The sequence below is a fragment of the Candidatus Nitrosocosmicus agrestis genome (assembly GCF_008389435.1).
GTDB classification, from domain to species: domain Archaea; phylum Thermoproteota; class Nitrososphaeria; order Nitrososphaerales; family Nitrososphaeraceae; genus Nitrosocosmicus; species Nitrosocosmicus agrestis.
Genome location: NZ_VUYS01000023.1, coordinates 21,623 through 39,895 on the forward strand (window position 1 = coordinate 21,623; position 18,273 = coordinate 39,895).

The 18,273-nt window shown below is 33.0% G+C and carries 17 protein-coding genes; 8 read left to right on the top strand and 9 right to left on the bottom strand.

Annotated features, from left to right (window positions below; genetic code table 11):
- Nucleotides 1–293: 293 nt before the first annotated feature.
- On the bottom strand, nt 294–1,010 hold the full coding sequence (locus F1Z66_RS13220; RefSeq protein WP_149864103.1) for a hypothetical protein: 717 nt from the start codon (nt 1,008–1,010) through the stop codon (nt 294–296).
- A gap of 267 nt (nt 1,011–1,277) precedes the next feature.
- Nucleotides 1,278–1,751: a hypothetical protein gene (locus F1Z66_RS13225; RefSeq protein ID WP_149864104.1), complete on the bottom strand. Its 474-nt coding sequence runs from the start codon at nt 1,749–1,751 to the stop codon at nt 1,278–1,280.
- A gap of 405 nt (nt 1,752–2,156) precedes the next feature.
- Between F1Z66_RS13225 and F1Z66_RS13230 the strand changes: the two genes are divergently transcribed.
- Nucleotides 2,157–2,528 carry a hypothetical protein gene (locus F1Z66_RS13230; RefSeq protein ID WP_149864105.1) on the top strand — a complete coding sequence of 124 codons (372 nt, stop codon included), beginning with the start codon at nt 2,157–2,159 and terminating at the stop codon, nt 2,526–2,528.
- A 193-nt stretch (nt 2,529–2,721) separates the two neighbouring features.
- Here F1Z66_RS13230 and F1Z66_RS15685 read toward each other — a convergent pair whose 3' ends face one another.
- The 3 genes from F1Z66_RS15685 to F1Z66_RS13240 form a co-directional block, all read right to left on the bottom strand.
- The gene (locus tag F1Z66_RS15685) at nt 2,722–2,877 is read right to left on the bottom strand and encodes a hypothetical protein (RefSeq protein WP_154670571.1); all 156 of its coding nucleotides are present in this window, start codon (nt 2,875–2,877) and stop codon (nt 2,722–2,724) included.
- Nucleotides 2,878–2,954: 77 nt separating this feature from the next.
- Entirely contained in the window at nt 2,955–3,242 is a 288-nt protein-coding gene (locus F1Z66_RS13235) for a class I SAM-dependent methyltransferase (protein ID WP_320410720.1), read from the bottom strand.
- 396 nt (nt 3,243–3,638) lie between these two features.
- Nucleotides 3,639–3,821: a hypothetical protein gene (locus F1Z66_RS13240; protein WP_149864107.1), complete on the bottom strand. Its 183-nt coding sequence runs from the start codon at nt 3,819–3,821 to the stop codon at nt 3,639–3,641.
- A 1,173-nt stretch (nt 3,822–4,994) separates the two neighbouring features.
- Between F1Z66_RS13240 and F1Z66_RS13245 the strand changes: the two genes are divergently transcribed.
- Nucleotides 4,995–5,468 carry a hypothetical protein gene (locus F1Z66_RS13245; protein ID WP_149864108.1) on the top strand — a complete coding sequence of 158 codons (474 nt, stop codon included), beginning with the start codon at nt 4,995–4,997 and terminating at the stop codon, nt 5,466–5,468.
- Between the two features lie 611 nt (nt 5,469–6,079).
- Here F1Z66_RS13245 and F1Z66_RS13250 read toward each other — a convergent pair.
- The 4 genes from F1Z66_RS13250 to F1Z66_RS15690 all read right to left on the bottom strand — a co-directional run bounded on the left by F1Z66_RS13250 (nt 6,080) and on the right by F1Z66_RS15690 (nt 9,133).
- Nucleotides 6,080–6,607, bottom strand: coding sequence for an FxLYD domain-containing protein (locus F1Z66_RS13250; protein ID WP_149864109.1), 528 nt, complete (start codon nt 6,605–6,607; stop codon nt 6,080–6,082).
- A gap of 240 nt (nt 6,608–6,847) precedes the next feature.
- The gene (locus F1Z66_RS13255) at nt 6,848–7,378 is read right to left on the bottom strand and encodes a CHRD domain-containing protein (RefSeq protein WP_195907541.1); all 531 of its coding nucleotides are present in this window, start codon (nt 7,376–7,378) and stop codon (nt 6,848–6,850) included.
- A gap of 263 nt (nt 7,379–7,641) precedes the next feature.
- The gene (locus tag F1Z66_RS13260; protein ID WP_149864111.1) at nt 7,642–8,193 is read right to left on the bottom strand and encodes a hypothetical protein; all 552 of its coding nucleotides are present in this window, start codon (nt 8,191–8,193) and stop codon (nt 7,642–7,644) included.
- 787 nt (nt 8,194–8,980) lie between these two features.
- Nucleotides 8,981–9,133, bottom strand: a complete 153-nt coding sequence (locus F1Z66_RS15690) for a hypothetical protein (RefSeq protein WP_154670572.1) — start codon at nt 9,131–9,133, stop codon at nt 8,981–8,983.
- Between the two features lie 2,666 nt (nt 9,134–11,799).
- On the opposite strand from F1Z66_RS15690, the gene F1Z66_RS13265 reads away from it, so the two are divergent.
- The 6 genes from F1Z66_RS13265 to F1Z66_RS13290 all read left to right on the top strand — a co-directional run bounded on the left by F1Z66_RS13265 (nt 11,800) and on the right by F1Z66_RS13290 (nt 18,208).
- Nucleotides 11,800–12,213 carry a hypothetical protein gene (locus F1Z66_RS13265; protein WP_149864112.1) on the top strand — a complete coding sequence of 138 codons (414 nt, stop codon included), beginning with the start codon at nt 11,800–11,802 and terminating at the stop codon, nt 12,211–12,213.
- A gap of 500 nt (nt 12,214–12,713) precedes the next feature.
- Nucleotides 12,714–13,883, top strand: coding sequence for an ABC transporter substrate-binding protein (locus F1Z66_RS13270; protein WP_149864113.1), 1,170 nt, complete (start codon nt 12,714–12,716; stop codon nt 13,881–13,883).
- Between the two features lie 605 nt (nt 13,884–14,488).
- Entirely contained in the window at nt 14,489–15,067 is a 579-nt protein-coding gene (locus F1Z66_RS13275) for a hypothetical protein (RefSeq protein WP_149864114.1), read from the top strand.
- A 157-nt stretch (nt 15,068–15,224) separates the two neighbouring features.
- Nucleotides 15,225–15,965: an SDR family oxidoreductase gene (locus F1Z66_RS13280; RefSeq protein ID WP_149864115.1), complete on the top strand. Its 741-nt coding sequence runs from the start codon at nt 15,225–15,227 to the stop codon at nt 15,963–15,965.
- 189 nt (nt 15,966–16,154) lie between these two features.
- On the top strand, nt 16,155–17,237 hold the full coding sequence (locus F1Z66_RS13285; protein ID WP_149864116.1) for a DcrB-related protein: 1,083 nt from the start codon (nt 16,155–16,157) through the stop codon (nt 17,235–17,237).
- 131 nt (nt 17,238–17,368) lie between these two features.
- A complete protein-coding gene (locus tag F1Z66_RS13290; RefSeq protein WP_149864117.1) occupies nt 17,369–18,208 on the top strand; it encodes a polyprenol monophosphomannose synthase in 840 nt (279 codons plus the stop codon).
- The last annotated feature ends 65 nt before the right edge of the window (nt 18,209–18,273 follow it).

Below are 18,273 nucleotides of genomic sequence, written 5' to 3' on the forward strand. Positions count from 1 at the left end.
TTTAGTTTCAACCTTTTATGTCTTCTTGTGGAGACTTTAACCAGGACTTTAAAGATATGTGATGAAACTTTGGTTCTGGTTTATTCGCAAGTAATGAAGTTAGTGTGTTTATTATGGTTAGGTTTTCACCGTCTTTTACTTCTGTTTAAGTTTGTATCCGCCAATGTTCAATCATGTTACCCATAACTGATCTATTTTCCCTTTTACTGTGGGATGATAGAGTTTGTCTATGCTTATTTTAACTGCTAATACCCTATATATCATATTGGCTAATACGAGATCAGAAAATCACTTCAAGAGGATGGAGCTGTTCCCCCTTGAACTAAAAATTGATTTGTTACATTACATTCAACAGAATCTCCTGCTTTAACCGAACCAGTTGCTGTATCCAAAGATGGGAATTCTTGTGTACAATCTCCCGTAAACTCTGGAAGAATTCCAAACTCATCTGCGTTTAGATCATCTTTTAACGATTGAATTACTTCATCGTCTACATTCTCTACAATTCTGTAGTCTCCTGCACCTAATGATACATCCGTTCCCGCTTCCGAAGCCGGAAAATTAGATGGATTAGGATTGTTACCACTAATTAAAAAAGAAAATACTGATGGTTCTATATTGTTTAGAACAAAGTTACAAACGGCAAGATCGCTAGGATTCCCTCCACGACTTTCACATCCTATTATTATAGATACAGCTAGCGATGCTGTGTTGTCCTCATCGTCATCGCTAGGTGGAGGTTGATCCGGTCGACTCTCTCTTTCCAGGCAAACTCCACTGCTATCTTTTAGGCCGAGTCCCATTGTCCCTTTGTCTCCCGCGCTAGAATTACACATTATCTGATTCCCAGACCCAACTGCATCTCCTCCCGAGATTATAAAGCTACTGCTATCAGAAGACGATTGTATTGATGATGATTCTTTTGCATTGGTAGTACCGGTATCACCTCCTGTTTGAGTCAATCCATTTGATTGAGCAAATACAAACTCTATGCTAAATGTTTCACTCAAATCAAAAGTCATCATTGAAAATATCAGTGGTATTGAAATTAAGAAAACCATCCAATAAGGTTCCATGTTACCATGTATTTTTTACGAGATATATTGAATTGCATATATTTTAATTGTCCTTTATAGCATGTAGATACCTTGGAAGATTATTCGATGAGAATTCTTAGAATAATTTAGTATTTAATTAAGGACTTTGCTTGCCATAAAAGTATGTCTGGAAATAAAGGAAAGATACATTCAAGTTTACATCTATTAGAATATTGAAATTTATACCCTTATTGTTATCTCCTCTGGTCCTCTTTGAGGATTATTTAAGAGATTATAACATATCACACCATTACCCTCGTCAGTTACAGGACCTTCTATACAGATGTGAAATGTCTCGTTTACATCTATTATTCCAGATGGCATTACTATATCAGTTGTATATTCTCCATTAGACGTGTCACTATATAGTGCATCAGACAAATCCATATTAAAATGACCATATTCAGGATGCTCTTTTACATATATATCGACTAAATCATAAAAAACGTGATCAATATCAATCCGTGAATCGTCAATCAGCGTGACCCGGATAATGAAATTACCCTGATTTTCACCTTGACTTGCCATTGCTACATTCATAATTAGAGGGGAATTGATTAGAAGGGTTAGGGCTGTCACCACAGATAAGAAAATATGAAATAGTTTCCCCTCATGATTCAGTTTATTCATTTTGATATGTGATCTTTTACTCATACACTTTGATAGAAAGCCAAATTATTTAGAATTTATCCTTAAATTGCAATATTCTAATAGTCTTAGAAGATTTGAAAATGATATTTTTATCGTAGTAATGGGGGACGAAATAATATCTAATAAACTAGTTCTATTCATATTACAAAAGTTATATTCTCCTTAATTATATCATCACTATTAGTTTTGATGACATTACTTTATCAACTCGTATAATGCAATACCTTACTAAATAACATGAAATCTATTTAAAATTAATTACAAAGACCATCTGATACTTTACCGTCTCAAACCTTGTCTTTGCATGTGACTTGCCATTATAAATTTTAAGTTCTAATTGTATGAGAGTATTAGAATATTGCAATTGGTTAGTAAATCCAATATATTTTTTTATTCCTTATTGGTGATATGAGTAACAAAATAACAACTCAATATCGTGAAAAGAAAGAACACGGACATGCAGTAATTGCCATGGTAGTCACATTTGCTGTACTAACATGTTGCATATTGCCTACAAGTAGTATATTTGCAGCTGCGCCAAATGATCCTGATAAAACTGGATGTGATCCCAAAACAGATACAGATTGTTTTCCAGATGAGATCGTAGTATTCGATAACCCAAGCAACAACCGCCTGTTAGTTCTAGATAGTCAAACTACAAGCAGTAACACACCGAAGGATAGTTCAGTAGATATCGAAGCAGATGAACTTGTTGTAAAAGGATGCAAAGGTGGAACAGCAGGTGAAGTCCCAGGTAAGCCAGGAGTCTGTAAAGAGTAGCCTAAATTGTAAAACGATCCAGACCAATAACTTTTTTTTGTTCTTGCTAACTTTTTACAATTAGATTACCACTGGAAGATGACTTAATTACTTAGCCCCTACAATACAAATAGATTCATTGTAAAAACTAATTGAATCTGAATTTTTATTAACGTAATTATTTGCCGTTGTTTCAGTTATTGTCTTCAATATCTCATTTTTTTCTTACTTCTGATTGAGTGGATAATATTACCTGAACTGTAGATGCTGTTTCGCATACAAAATTTGTAAATTCTTCTGCTGACTTAAAGTTAAAGATCATATCCCATTTTTCCGTTTTTTCATCTTCAAATCCTGAGTTGACAAACAAATCCTTTAGCAAGTCTTCGTTAGATAAGCTAAAAAGACCAAGGGAATTTGGCGGAGGTGGTGCGATAATTGTTTACTTCAATAACATATTAAATGGTAATGAAATAAAAGGAGTCCTGTACGGAGTAGCCCAAACTGCTGCAGCGAATCTCCCGCGTTTACTGATGATCTGCTGTGAATATTTGATAATCCTGCTTTGACGTTGGGTAAAAACACAAGACCAAACCTACAAAGTGCTGCATCGAATGTGGAAGATAGCAGGTCAGTAGTTTCTGCATCTCCTTCCATGAAATCCATCACGTCTTGAAGGCCCAAAGATATAGACCTCTCTTTTGCAACTGCCAGCATGTAATGAGAAATATCTATTGCTCACACATGTCCATTTTTTCCTACTACCTGTGCTGCTGTTATAGATGGTTCTCCTATACCAGTTGCTATGTCAAGAATCCTAGAACCTTCCCTCATTCTAGCAAAATCTATCAACCGTTTGCTTACTTTCTCGCCTGCACTCTGTAATTTTTTACCACTTTAGCCACCCATTAACCAAGGTATTCCAGCCTTGACGCTGACCTGCCTTATACTTTGTCGGATCGATATTAGACATGCGAAATATATTTTTACTTCAGTTTCAAATTATGTTAAATTATCTATGGTAATGGTTCTTAGTATTTAATTATGTTAGATTTGCCTTTAATTCTCCAATCCAGGAACTAACTCTATTTTGCACCTATGTTTTATCCCCAATTTTTGTCGACAATTTTTCTAATTATTTGCTTTTAAGATATTCAAAATTTCCTCAACATTGGCCTCTAAATTAGATAGCCTGACATTGATCTGCTGTATTTGACTAAATACAATTTCTCTTTTCTTGAATTCAGGAGATTGACTAAATGCTCTTTGCCTTGCTTCAATTTCCTCTTGATTTAAACCATCAATGTTTGTCACAGATCATACAGGAGAATCTAATGATAAAAGGTTTACTTAGATTGTAAAAATGGGAACTCATCAACTATTTAGTAATGATTATTCATCTTCAAGAATAGGTGGGTATTTGAATATTTTTTCTTTCTTTTGTTGAGTTGATTCAGAAGGGATAATACAGATGGATTGACAATAGTGTTTAATTCCGAATCTACAAGACTAACCTCTCCAAAGCATCCCTCCTGAACAGAAAACTGGACTGAATAAACCCAAACAGTTCAGCATCCTATTGAGCTAAATTTTTGAAGCGAGCGCTTGCATCTGTTTTGTTTTGGAGTAATTGATATACTTCAAAAATGTATTTATAGGTTTTCGTTACTTTGCAGGATTACATAATTTGATCAACTTATTACATCATTGTTGAATTCATTAGACAATAATGTAATATTACACCATCTCCAAAACTTGTGAAACATTATCAAAATATCATCATACGCTGTCATCGCATTGTGTGACGCAGCAGATGACCGAAAAAGTATCAGAAAAATGAGATGTCCATCTCAAATCTGTCTTCACCTTTGTTTCGAGGAGAAAGAGGAGATTGTTATCTAATCAAATGCCGGTCCTTCAAATGATATTCTAAGAAACAGAGTTCAAAGTCCTATGCAAAGTATCCAAAGCATAGAGAGAGTCTAAAGAAGAATATTCTGACTGCCATCACCACAATGCTTTGTATGTATTTAGAAGACTATCAAGTATTAAGAAAGTTGTTTTGTAATGATCTATTCAATAAATTAGACGATCAAGTAGAAGAAGAAAAGAAAGAGATGCCTGTCTAATATGAAAACAATGCATACAAAGGTCTCATAACGAATATCTAGTAGGAAAGAGGTTAGCACGGTTAGTTTACAATTAGTCTATTTACATTAAATCAAGGATTGTTTAGAAAGTATGAGAAGGAAACCCGGATGACCAAGTAACATTAGGACATTGTATTAAGGCAATCACTGAAAATTTGTTAGATGAGAATAAAATTGTAAAGACTGGCCATGAAATCAAGCATCATAGGCAGAGAAAAAAGCAAAAATAGCATTAACCCATTACTTTTTTTATAGATAAAACATGTGAACCAAAAAGAAAATATATGAAAATCCAAAATTAGGTATTGCATTTGAGTATCCTCCAGAATGGGTTTCTATGGTAAATTGTAAGCTAACGCATGGGATAGATATTTGTATGTTTAAGGATTTTACCAGTTTTGGAGTCATTAGGGTTTCTGAGCAAGTTCAATCTGATATAATAACCCAAACAGAAGCTCTCGAAACGCTATTACTATCTTCAGTTCAGAGCAATGAAATAATGGTAGGAGATGTAGAATCAAATAAATATCAAACGCCAAAATCGCCTTCAAAATCTGCGACTATACTAGTTCATAAAATTGATAAACGGATCGGTAACATAATTCAAGAAAGAACATTAATTATGGAAAGAAAAAGTATACGTGACTATCATTTAGATTATGGTGATAGTTATTATGAATGCGACAAAAGTTCCTTTGCATACAGAGATAAAGTATTCGTCATCGCTTTTGAAGATATACCAGAAAACTACAAATCAGGCCAGAGTCAGCAACAATTAAGGGAAGTATTTAGCTCTTTTAGGTTTATTTGAAATGCTGAAGCCATTAAGGACATTGATATCGTTGCAGTAAGTATTATAGCACTTCTTTCGAAATCTCCTTCCTATGTGATGTCTGTATATCGGCTGAAACAATAAAATAAAAAATTTCAATTATTGCATGTTGTTAACATAATTATCAATCCCTGTTTTAAGACTGAACCATTTTTTAATAATTTGTACAAATAATAAAGTCTTATCCATACTAATCTCTAACGTCATTTTCAGGATTAGATTCTACTTTGATTCATATACCTATTAATTCAGATATTTTGTCAAAAAGATCAGGATATAAATATAATGTAATATGTATTTGGCTACCGCAAACTACTATATCCAGAACAAAATGACATCAGGATTCTTTGCATCTTGATAACCGAGGATCGAGGAGTGTATGTTACTGTTAATCCATCCTACTCCCTTTCATACTTCTTCTTGTCATTAAACTTGGAATGCTTCTCCCATCGTGGACTTTCACATTTGACATAGGCAGGTCAAAGATAATTTATTCCTCAGATTCTACTTAAATAACATCTGTCAAGGTAATCAAATACTATGCTATACACTATTCCAGGGTATTTTTTCTTGATATTTTTAATAATAATTTAGTTGTCTTCTCCAGCATCATCGTCTTCTCCAGCATCATCGTCACCATCTCTTGAAATCTCTCCTCCTGTTAACCTCGTAAAATAACTGCTAAATAAATATTCATCCTTCCACTTTGCAGTAAAGTCATAACTTGAAGCATTAGTCTTGATACCTTCGTCAAATATTTCTATATTGAAAGTGGCTCTACCACCTGGCTTAATAGCATAAGGGTTTGTACCACTTCTCTCTTTGCCTATAATATCGTCTTGATCATCATAAAAGATTCCAGTAATTTCAACTGCCTTTATAGTGGCTGTTCCATTATTAAGTATCTCACCAGCAAGTTCATTGGAGAACAATCCTTCACTATTATAGTTATGATTCAATAATACAATGTCATATTTTTTATTATTATTGCTGTTATTATGAATATTATTTTCTTGGCCAAATGCTCCAACTTGAAAAAGACTTGTAGCCAATACTAAAATTAACGTTGTCAGCATATAATTAAATCCAATTATCTTAGCGATTGACGAAGGTTTCAATTCAGGTCAACTAAGGATGAATAACTAAAATACTTTTATCGAATTTACCTGTTCTATATCCATTTTTGATCAAAGATATCATCAATATCTACTTAATTTCCTTACACGATGTTTCTTGACTCCCAAGATCTTCTATGTCATAATATACTGGAGGATGTTCTTTTTTGAACTGTAAATTAGAATCTCTGATGCTTTCTTGATCAAGTCAACGAGGCTATGAAATATAAAAATAAGTCCGAGTCACTTGGAAGGCATAATTGGTCCTGCTATTTCGCCATCTTCGTGAGATATAGTACGTATTTCTACCTGCATTTGGCCTGATTTCATCATAGTTACTAAATCAGATATACTTTTTCCTGCCAAAGAGCCGTAAAATTTATCAGCAGTTATGACTCCACTAGTTAGCTCCCCATCGATTGGGCCAGTAGGATAGGCGGATTGAAATTGATTTGTAACACGCGGTCCACTTAGAACTGTAGCGTATGGGTTAATCAGCTCTAAAAGGTTTGTATTATTCTGTGTTCCCATGTAGACATCAAATACTTTATCTATATTGTGAGCGCTAATGTCATATGATATAGTTTCATTTGGATTGACGTGGAATTTGACTGTCGCAGTTGCCGTAGTATCGACTGGTGGGACAATACCTTCACCAGTAAGATTTGCAACAAAATCAGTATCTTGTTGAGCATATGCATATGTTGGAAAATAGGAAACCAAATAAATTGCTCCCAAGATAAGAACAATTGGCACGATTCTGGAAAGAATCATAACTTTCCTAAAAAAATTGATGATAAAAGCCTTTTGGTACAAGAATCTAATTGTCATCGTTTTTATTCTATAGACATAGATAATTGCATCTAGATTTGTTTTTATGGGATCATCCCTATTAATATCGTAAAAGTACCCATATCTTGTTTACTTCTTATAATAATGTTTTTTTGAATTACCTTCAACTGCTCCTAAACCGAATTTCAATTACAAAACTTGACATTTTTGCTATTTTGCTTATTTTTTTGAATTTGATACTCACATTAGGGAAATAGATAGAGAATCAAAATGGCTTCCTTGTTACCGGTTTGAGTTAGTGTTCCATTTATAATACGATGATCCATTATGTCGTCTGTTTCCGCTGTTCTATCGAGTTTAAAAACTTTGGACCCGTTCTCTCTTTCTTCTACTGCTTTTACATCGAAGAAACTGGAGTAATCGATAACAGATAATTTACTCTGATTTGTCAAAAGTGGTGTTTTAAAAACCGTCGACAAGAATACATCATTATCGGTTACTGAAACCCAGGAAGAAGTGGATTTGCTTAATTCTATTCCTTGCAGGTCAGTTGCATTGGTAGTTATTGAGGTGGGTCTATATTCTAATGTTTGAGGAGAAAGAGGATTGAATTTTGCATTATCTAATTTGATAATTAAATTAGAAAAACTCGGAAATTCTACAACCTGTTGAGCATATGATTTGTAATAAGTGCTAGAAATAGGATCTAAACCTGATGGGATGGGCGATATGCATCCAATTACAATGAAGGCGATCAAAAATATGCATGGAACAATATTCTTTGAATCAGTAGACATATGATTAATATTGTAATATACAGCAAAATAGAATAGCTTTTCTATGTATATTTCAATTATACATTAATTGTTTCTCCCAACCATTTAGTAGCATAATTCTCTTATCTATTACTGATGTTTCACATTTTAATAACATACATTAGATATTTAGTAAGAGAATTCAACTGTTGCCTTTACTTTCCTATTCCTTATGTTGGCTTCTTAAGTGAAAGGTTTTTCCATTTTGACTCCCACTATTCTGTTTTGTTACCTCTTTGATTCACTATATCTTTTGTTGTTAAATCATGCAAAAAAATTAAATTTGATTATTTCCATGATTCAGTTTCTTTAACCTATTCTTTAACAGAGTGAAAGGAATTTGCCGATACTCGATTCTATATTGTCTACTTGAGTGAATTTTTTTTACTTGTCCATTTCCCTGTTCCTCGTATTGAATCAAGATGATCACAAACACTCTTTGGCTTAACCCTGTTCAAAGGTTAGTGCTTTGTTTGAGAGAATATCATATATCTTTATTAATAATAATATCTCTTATCAAAAGGGTTTCAAAGTATTCTATTATCCAGGGTCATAAACTTCTTTGATGGATGATTTTCTTAAAGATTGCATATGGATAAATATGTGTTCATAAAAAATGTAATAATGTAAAAATTGACCAAAATAATGTAATTGTATAATGAACCCAAAAACGTTAAATATCTTGAAAATGTAGTAAGCCTGCCATCATTTCAGATGCAAGATTGCTTGGTGAATGGAGTCAAATATACCTAGAGGGAGAACTGTAGGTTTATTCAATCGATTGCAAATCAGGGGGGAGAGATACTGAGTAATCAACTTTGGTCTTAACTCTAAGTTCATGGAGTAAGATTGTAGTCCATAGTCCGACGTCCAATAGCATCTGATATCTTTCTTTTCCCCTCACCTTCTGCATGCTATCCAATTGATCTTAATACTTCTCTGATTAGTTATTCATTAATTTCTCTCTTTATTATTGCATCCGTATAATTGGTGGTTTAAATAATGGTTATAGTAACTCGATCTTAAATAAAAAAGGAATGACAAGTTGGTATAACGGTCGTAGAGAAGGTAAACGTAAAGGCCGCAATCACTTTGATTCAACATAGGATAGTCCATATCTTTCGAAAATAAAGATGAAGGAATATAAAAACAATAAATAAATTTGAAAATAATTTTACTACAGAGTTTGTATCAGGATATGACCCTTTTCCGTTAAAATTGAAAAACAAGAGATTAAATGAAATATCCAATATAAAGAATAGGACTTTTCACTCATCGAGGTGATAATAAATGTTTTTAGCTGTAGACACTTTTTTAATTCAAGAAATGCAATTATGCAGAGGTATATCTACAATTTTTGCATAGTTTCTTTTCATCTATCTTAATTTTCTCAGTCATGAATCACATTTACATGCATTATCTTGATTAAAGTGTTTTTGGTTTGTTGTTGATTATAATAATGTAGCAAGTTAATAGGTAAATTGAATTAATTTGTATCTACTGTATGGAAACTCGACATATGTAATATGGAAAATTAGGTGCCACTTACGCTATGCCAGATTTAATCCATTATCTTCACTGTTTAAGAAATTTTTATCTTAAATAATTTGATCGTAACTTTTAATGATTCTAATGATACTAAAAGGTTGAAATCCTGTATGACGGAGCTAAAATTACATTGGTTTCAACTAAAACAACATTCTCAATCTTATAATTGGAAAAGTTGTTATCCTACTGGCTATAATAAGTTGTTCTCCCATGTAAGATTGTAAATGACAAGGGTTTATTGCGTCGGATAATAAAATTTTTCAAATCGATTCTATCTAACCATTCTTTAAGATAAAGTAATAGTGGTTATTTTCCGGATTTAAATAAAACAAATGCAATTCTGATTTCGTACTGAATTCTCAAGGCGTGTATGGTAGACGTTTGGATTAGGATAGATTTGATTAATGTTAATGAATACACAAATACACAGATATTTGATAGGAAAAACCGTACTCAGTACAAAGTCAAGTTGAAAACAACTAGGAATTTAGTGGAACAGAAATAGCGGATATGTACAAAACCATACAGAATGATGGCTCTATCAGCCTACTGAAATGACTTTTGAAGGGTAAGGAAACAATCCCATCTTCTTAAGTGGATATATACATGAGTGTGTGCATGCACATGAGTAACCGACGTGGTTATTTTGATTTTACGTATATACCTGTAGACTGATGATCCACCATCCTATACTGAATGCATTTTTTGACTAGTGCAACTTTCCCCTTTACAAAGTTGCATGAAAAGCTACGTTATCTACTATTAAAATTTTTTGATATGAATACGAGTAAACCATCTATCAAATACAAAATGTAAAGAAAGAGATCAGCAACTTGTTATTGTGCATAGTTCGCAGTCAAACATTTCCTGGTCTTTATCTCCACATTCATTAAGGAGGTTTGAATGGTTTTTCCCATAGTTTGATAGTAAGTAATGCAAATACATCATATTTTTTAAGTCTTTTGATTATTACGTGATTTATTGTATCGACAAAGAACATTTGATATTATATTTTTATTATACTTCATCATATTTTCAATTATTTATATTTCTGGAATCTAAATCAAGAAAAGATATTGATTGTTTATCAAAGGAAAGGTGACAAGTTCATAGTTCCAAAAAATCGTAATAATTAAGAAGGTTTCCTAGACTAATTTAATTAACAAATAGGATAAAGAGAGAAATGCGGTAGAAAGAAAGCATCGATTAGAAGCTCAAACAGTGAACTTTTTCACGCTTTTGTATCTAGGTCTACTCATTAGAATGGTAAAATGCATCTGTTAATGCTTTAAAGGTGCAACGAGTGCAATATGGAATTGTACTCGTCAATGACTCATTATTTTTTAGCTGGCAACTTGGTTTTCTTATGCCTTGATACAAAAATGACCGAAATTCAGTAGTTCTCTGAGACACTAATCACATGAATGTGGTCTTTATCTTATTCCGGTTTGGTTATGTGGCTTTTGCCCTCAAACATAGGTCCAAGTTTTCAATAGTAATTAGAAATATGGTAAAATAATATTTATGAATGATTTGGAATTTTCATAAAGTGTGGCAAACAGTGAGATTATACATATGGTCATCATTCGTAAATAGTTTTTATTCTAGTCATATTCCATTTATCGACTGTTTTAAATACTAGATAGTTTTATCGGGTTAGCTTTATCCTTGATCCTTTTTTTAAATCAAGCATATTTTTGTTTTATAAGTGATGTTTCAAAAAAACATTCAAAGTCGAATGAGTAGTCTGTCTTGCTACTTTTATTGTTTGGGGTGAGATATCATTTATTTGTGAGTTCCAATATTGTAAGGTGAACTTGATATCTATCCCTTTTTATTTACTACGGTAAGTAGATTTACGCTATTTTTGTAACCTCTTTAATCCCTGACTAATAACATTCTTAAATAACGGTTTGATAGCAATCCCTTGATCAACTATTCATTCTTTTTCTCCTATTGTAAAACAATCTTTTTTTTATCCTTGCACAGGTTTTATATCTAAAGGTTTTTAGGTCAACAGTATATCGAAATATTAGAATTATGAACTCTAAATATGGGGCATTATTTGTTGTAACGTTGTTGCTTACTATTTCATGGTTTGCAATGCCGTCTATATCAACTATCAGAGTCGCTTCTGCACAAGGTCCAAAAACTAGTACAGATCCTGAGCCTTATCAGGTTAATGTTGCTGTTACGAATAATGGAAACAATAATTTGATTGGCTCGATACACGTTATATCAAGCTCGACTGGAGCTGTAAAGAACGCAAACGGTATAACCTTTCCAGCAGGACAAACTGTTACACAGATATTTGAATTTAATCAGAGCGAAATACCAAAGGGAACAGAATTTGCTGTTGAAGTGGTCTATGGAGATGATTATTCAATAATTGCATACGGCGTTAATAACCAAGCTGATAATGTGCCAGAGTTTTTTAACATGAATATTCCCTAATTCTAGCTAAATCGTTTTCTAGTTCTTTTTTTAAATTGATTCGTTTATCATTTAAGCTGGACTTATTCATTAAAAAAAACAAATTTGAGTGTAACTTTATACTTATATCTCATTACGAGATCTTCTCATATCTATCGATTAGAAAATCAATGCAGGATGGATCAAATCCTCTGATGTAAACGGGAAGCAACACAGATAATAAAACCCATCCTGCATTGGATGAAGATTTTTGACGTCTATCAGTACAACTTTACTTGCTAAAGTTGCAGGGTAAGCTACTCCCTGAGATATTAAAGTATTTCTCAATTCTTCAAATCAACTTTGAATAATAAATCCTCAAGTGAAGTTATCCAAATCAAACACTTTGCAAAAGTGATTTTGCTGCGGAATGAACTACACATCCCATTTTTTGATATATTAATTTGGCAGAAATTGCATATACTTTTCATTTTTTGCATATTCCTAATTACTATTAGATATCAAACCAATCAAGATGCAGTATGGATTACAAGATTAAATTAGGAATATCAGGGTTAATTGTATTAGCAGTAATTATATCTTCTAATTCTACTGTGTATTTATCATTATTGCCAGGTCAGCAAGCATTTAATACAAATTTCAAAGATGATGGAATTAATTCTAAAGCTGATTCTTTAAAGATAGGATTTTTTCCAAATTTAAATCACGCTCAGGCCATTATTGGAATAGGTAAAGTCACTTTCAACAATTTTTTTAATAATTTGAGCGATTCTAAAGGATTTAGTCTTCAACCTCAACTTTTTTCATCTGGGCAGTCAATGCTTGAAGCACTTTATGCTGGCAAAATTGATGCTGCATATGTCGACGCTAGCTCAATTATTCAAGGTTTCATGCTTTTGGGAGAAAATGAATTTCGGATCGTGTCCGGTGCTGCTAGTGGTGGGGCTTCTTTTGTAGTGAGAAATGATTCTGGAATAGAGGCTATATCTGATTTGGGTGGAAAAGTGTTTGCGACTCCGCATTTAGGCGGAATACATGATGTAGCATTAAGAAAGTATTTGATTGATAATGGTTTTAACACCATCAAAAATGGTGGAAATATAACGGTAATCAACTTGAAGCCTATTGACATTATATCTAAATTTCAGAATAAAGAAATCGATGGAGCCTGGGTCCCAGAACCCATTGTTGCAATTCTCAAACATCAAGGAAATGGGGAAATCTTTGTTGATGAGAGAGATCTCTGGCCAGGCGGTGAATTTATTTCATCGAATATCATAGTAAGAACTGATTATTTGGAGCACAATCCAGATGTAATCAAGAAATTGCTTGAAGCTCACGTAAATGAAACAATATGGTTGAAACAAATGCTTTCAAATTCAAACAGCACAGGAACGCACTATAGCCAAAATGAATCAAATATGGCAGCTTCTGCGTTCAGCAAAGGTTTGATGAACATAACGGGCAAGACTTTAACTGAAAATCAACTTGTTGACGCCATGTCAAGAATTGAATATACTTGGAATCCATTAGCTGATTCATTACTCAAGATTTCTGAGGATTCAAAAGATTTAGGTTATATTATCAAGGCGTTTGATTGGAATGATAAATTATTGAAAATGTATGATTTGACAATATTAAATAAAGTCTTGGCAGAAAATAAACTCAAACAAATAGAACCAATCCAATAATATTTTTTTTTCATTCCTGAGAAATTAGAAAAAGGACTTACTGTATGGAAGATGTTCAATGTTATAAAGAATAATAATATGCGATTTCGCTTGAGATTTTGAGAAAGGAAATTTATCTGAAGCAGGAATTTTCTATTCAGCTTCCGCGTGAAATTTAATGAAGGATTGTCATTAAAATAAGTAAAAGGCAATTAATGCAACTAGCACCAGTTCTACTTTATTAATTAACTTACTAAAAAATACTTGCACATGTAAATATTTTCTTATCATTTTGGAAATAGGGTAGAATAGCTTAAATGTTTAACAAGATTATAAAACTAGTACTTTCAGCGTTGAGAAATTACCTTTCTTCTAACCTAAGGATTTAATCCCATTTGGGATGTTATCCCTCTGGACCCGATTTTGCGGTTACCGACCCAGTTTGAAGGATTATGAATAGATAATTAGAATGATATCGTTGTAAAACCAAAATTGAGATTCTGAATCAAGTTTTTTTTATGTCTTTTTTCTGGTGCTCTCTATTGTCATAAAATCTTTAATTAGAATATTTGAGAAATTTAAATATTGTAAAAAGTTTATTTATACTATTTTGCCAGAGATAAATTATGACCTCAGGTAAATATTTCAATAAGGGAGTCAAAGCCTTGGATGAACCAAATCTTGGATATGTCGTAAGAGAAACACCAGACAAGATTATAGTATTTGGGGAAAAAAATGAAAGATATGATATTCCAATAGCTGAGATCCAGCAGGTTGGTGCCAATGTGTTAATTGGCCTCAAATATAATGAATTGGCAAAATATTCTGTATCTAGGGATGCACCTTTGCCAGCAGGCCGAGAAGACCCATGGGATGAGGGTGATCGCATGGTTGACCTTGCTACCTATGAAGGGAAATATCCTAACACTCTTTTTAACAAAGGGGTAAGAGCAAAGAATGAAGATCATGTTGGTCATGTGTTAAAGGAAACAGATGATAAGATTGTAATCTTTGGAGAAAATAACAAGAGATTTGATATTCCAAAGTCTTTGATTTATCAAGTAGGTATGAATGTAATATTGAAGATTGATTTCCCCGAAATTTTCGAATATGAAGTACCTAAAGAAGCTCCACTTCCTACAGGAGAACCAATCGAAACCGTAGATAGGGATGTTTTTCCACCCGATTACCACGGACCCAAATAATTTTTTATTTTTTGTAGATATTAATAATGTCGGTCTAAAAGACTAGATTAGGTATTAGATTCTTGTATAATATCACTTTGTTATTTTTTTTTTCTATGCAGATATGTAATTTAGAAGACTGAATATAGTTAAATGTGCCTCCATTATAGGATTTAATATGTTAAAAGATAAAGTTGTCCTCATTACTGGAGCAAGTAGTGGAATCGGATTTACAACTGCAGTAACTCTGTCCAAAGCAGGTGCAAAAATTGTGGCTGGAGCCAGGAGGGTTGACAGATTAAGGATTTTAGAAAAAGAAATCCAATCCTACAACGGTGAGATTTCGATTATTAGTTTAGATGTGACTAAAAAGGATGAATGTAAAAAGTTTGCAGAATTTGCATTGGAGAAGCATGATCGAATCGATGTTTTAATTAATAACGCTGGACTGATGCCTTTAAGTTTCTTTAAAAACCTGAAAATAGATGAATGGGACAGGATGGTTGATGTGAACTTAAAGGGAGTAATTTACGCAACGGCTGCAGTAGTACCTAACATGTTATCGAATAAATCAGGACATATAGTGAATATATCATCTATAGCAGGCAGGATAGTTTTTCCTGCTGGAAGCGTTTATTGCGCAACGAAACACGCGGTAACTGCCTTCAGCGAAGGACTCAGACAAGAACTCAGTCAGCGGGCAAATATTCGAGTCACATGTATTGAACCAGGGGTTGTAGACACGGAATTAAACAATACAATTACGGATAACTCACTGCATGGGTTCATTGAATCGGTAAAAAAGATGCAACCTCTAGAAGCTCAAAATATTGCCGATGCCATCAAATTTGCCATAGATTCTCCGGGTCATATGAATGTAAATGAAATTATGATAAGACCTCTGCATCAAGAACGTTAGTTTAAATCAATCCAGAATGAAATGCTTAAGAGGAACGAAACTGACGAGTTTTTAGTTGATGGGGGGAGAAGATACAATTTCGTTCAACAAGTTAAATATTTTCTGGTAGCGACTTTGTAGTGCAGTCAGATTTCGAATCAATAATTCAGTTAATTTTAATTTATATGACAATCCATAAAATAATCCTTTATGTTTAAAGTTCTTTTAATCCATCATTGTGTTTTATCCATTGTTACTATCACAGTATTTAGTAGCCTGTACACTGTTTTTAATAATGACCCTGCAAAAGCAATCTCGTGGATAAATTATGACACTGTGATTACGCAAAATAACAAATCTTTTTTAATAAGTTTTCCTAATGATTGGAAACTTGAGGACTATTCCTTGAGTGGAAATGACGGATCACTTCTTTTGGGGCTAAATCCACCACACAACCCATTGGATTATTCAAGCAAATTTACAATTGGAATCGAAAAATCCAATATCGAAACCAATCTAACTGAGTATACAGACCAGGCAATAAAATTACTCAAAAAAAAGCTGGCTGGGTTTAAGTTGATTGATTTAGTGCCGGTAATTTTTTCTGGGAAACAAGGGGAGCGTATTTTATATTCACACTTTTTGGATAACAGACAAATACAGGTGATGCAAATCTGGTTAAAGGATGGATTGGAAACTTACATTTTGACATTTGCTACGAAGCCAGATTATTATCAATATTTCAATCCATTGGTAAATCAGATATTAGATTCTTTTAAAATATCGCAATCCAAATCAAAAATCGCAAGTAGTCCAGTCATAAAATTTAATAATTTTGTTTTGCCAGAAGAATTCGAAATTCAATATCCACCTGAATGGAGAGTAGATCAAAAAAATAATAGAGTCTCACTAATTTCACCTATTTCTGGCCCAGGTGATCATTATCTAGAGCGTATTGATATTTATCTTACCAATTCAGGCATTCGTACCAACTCAACATATAGCAATATCACTTTGAACCTGAATAATGAGCTATTTTCAGAACTTAATTATATTCAAAAAAACCTACGGTCACTTGACCTCATTTCAATTATCAATATCAAACATAGCCAAGGCATGATAAAAGTGATAACCTACACTTACGAATCAAATATCGGACCAACCTTTGTCAGAGAATTTTTATTTGAAAATGGACAAAAACATGCATTATTAGTCTTTTCTGCAAGTGTTGATGAATACTCTACAGTCTTACCTCAAGTAAATCAAATGGTAAAGGGATTCAAATTCAGATGAATCCGCAAAAAATTTGGGGTTTGAACAGGATTGGCATATGCAGGAACTGTATTGAATTTTTCTCTTTTTATACATTTATATGCTTATAATAGCGCACAAAATTAGATAGTATATATCTTGGGTTGATTAATTTGAGTGAAACAGTCATTTGTCAAAAGAAGCAGGAGGATCTAATTAAGAAACTTGGTAACGAACCTCTTATTTCGATAATCATACCGACATTCAATGAATCTCTTAACATTGTCAATTTGATTGGCGAAATTAATGTCGCTATGAAACAATTTGGATTCTATGAACTTGTTGTAGTGGATGATAATTCTCCTGATAACACCGTTGGAACAATTATTAGTGCTTTTGATAAGGAGGGTAGATTCAAGGTTTTTCGTATTAGAGAGAGAATAGGGATTCGTTCTCATGAATATTTTTTGATATATCCGACTGTAAATAAACAATTTTACATCAAAGTTATCAAAAGGAAAGAAGAATCCGGTTTGATATCTGCCATTTACGAGGGTTTTAAATCATCGATAGGAGAATATTTAATTGTTATGGATGCAGATTTTTCCCACCAACCCACAATTCTAACTTCATTGGTCAATGAGATAAAGAATTCAGAAACTGATTTGGTAATTGCTTCTAGATATATTAAAGGGGGAAAAATAATAGGTTGGAGTTCAAAACGAATTTTTTATAGCAAATTTGCCACAAATCTCTCAAAGTTAATTTTCAGACTAAAGGTTAAAGATCCTTTGTCAGGGTTTTTTATAGTAAAAAGAAATATTGTCAGAGCCCTAGAGTTCAATACTTCTGGTTTTAAAATGCTGTTAGAGATCTTAGTAAAACGTAGAGATATCAATATAAAGGAAATTCCTTACACTTTTATAGATAGGGCACTAGGGGTTAGCAAATTGAACTCTAAGGTTACCATGGATTTTTTTAAAGGACTCTACATTCTTTATAAAAGCCAGTAGATTTGGTTTCGGTATTCTAATTATAATACTCTGGAGGTCCTTTTAGCATATCTAAATTCCATCGA

Excerpts from the sequence above, each read along its gene's own strand:
- F1Z66_RS13270 (WP_149864113.1), top strand. The coding sequence starts at position 12,714 with ATGGATTACAAGATTAAATTAGGAATATCAGGGTTAATTGTATTAGCA.
- F1Z66_RS13280 (WP_149864115.1), top strand. The coding sequence starts at position 15,225 with ATGTTAAAAGATAAAGTTGTCCTCATTACTGGAGCAAGTAGTGGAATC.
- F1Z66_RS13230 (WP_149864105.1), top strand. The coding sequence starts at position 2,157 with ATGAGTAACAAAATAACAACTCAATATCGTGAAAAGAAAGAACACGGA.
- F1Z66_RS13265 (WP_149864112.1), top strand. The coding sequence starts at position 11,800 with ATGAACTCTAAATATGGGGCATTATTTGTTGTAACGTTGTTGCTTACT.
- F1Z66_RS13285 (WP_149864116.1), top strand. The coding sequence starts at position 16,155 with ATGTTTAAAGTTCTTTTAATCCATCATTGTGTTTTATCCATTGTTACT.
- F1Z66_RS13255 (WP_195907541.1), bottom strand. The coding sequence starts at position 7,378 with ATGATTCTTTCCAGAATCGTGCCAATTGTTCTTATCTTGGGAGCAATT.
- F1Z66_RS13275 (WP_149864114.1), top strand. The coding sequence starts at position 14,489 with ATGACCTCAGGTAAATATTTCAATAAGGGAGTCAAAGCCTTGGATGAA.
- F1Z66_RS13245 (WP_149864108.1), top strand. The coding sequence starts at position 4,995 with ATGGTAAATTGTAAGCTAACGCATGGGATAGATATTTGTATGTTTAAG.
- F1Z66_RS13225 (WP_149864104.1), bottom strand. The coding sequence starts at position 1,751 with ATGAGTAAAAGATCACATATCAAAATGAATAAACTGAATCATGAGGGG.
- F1Z66_RS13260 (WP_149864111.1), bottom strand. The coding sequence starts at position 8,193 with ATGTCTACTGATTCAAAGAATATTGTTCCATGCATATTTTTGATCGCC.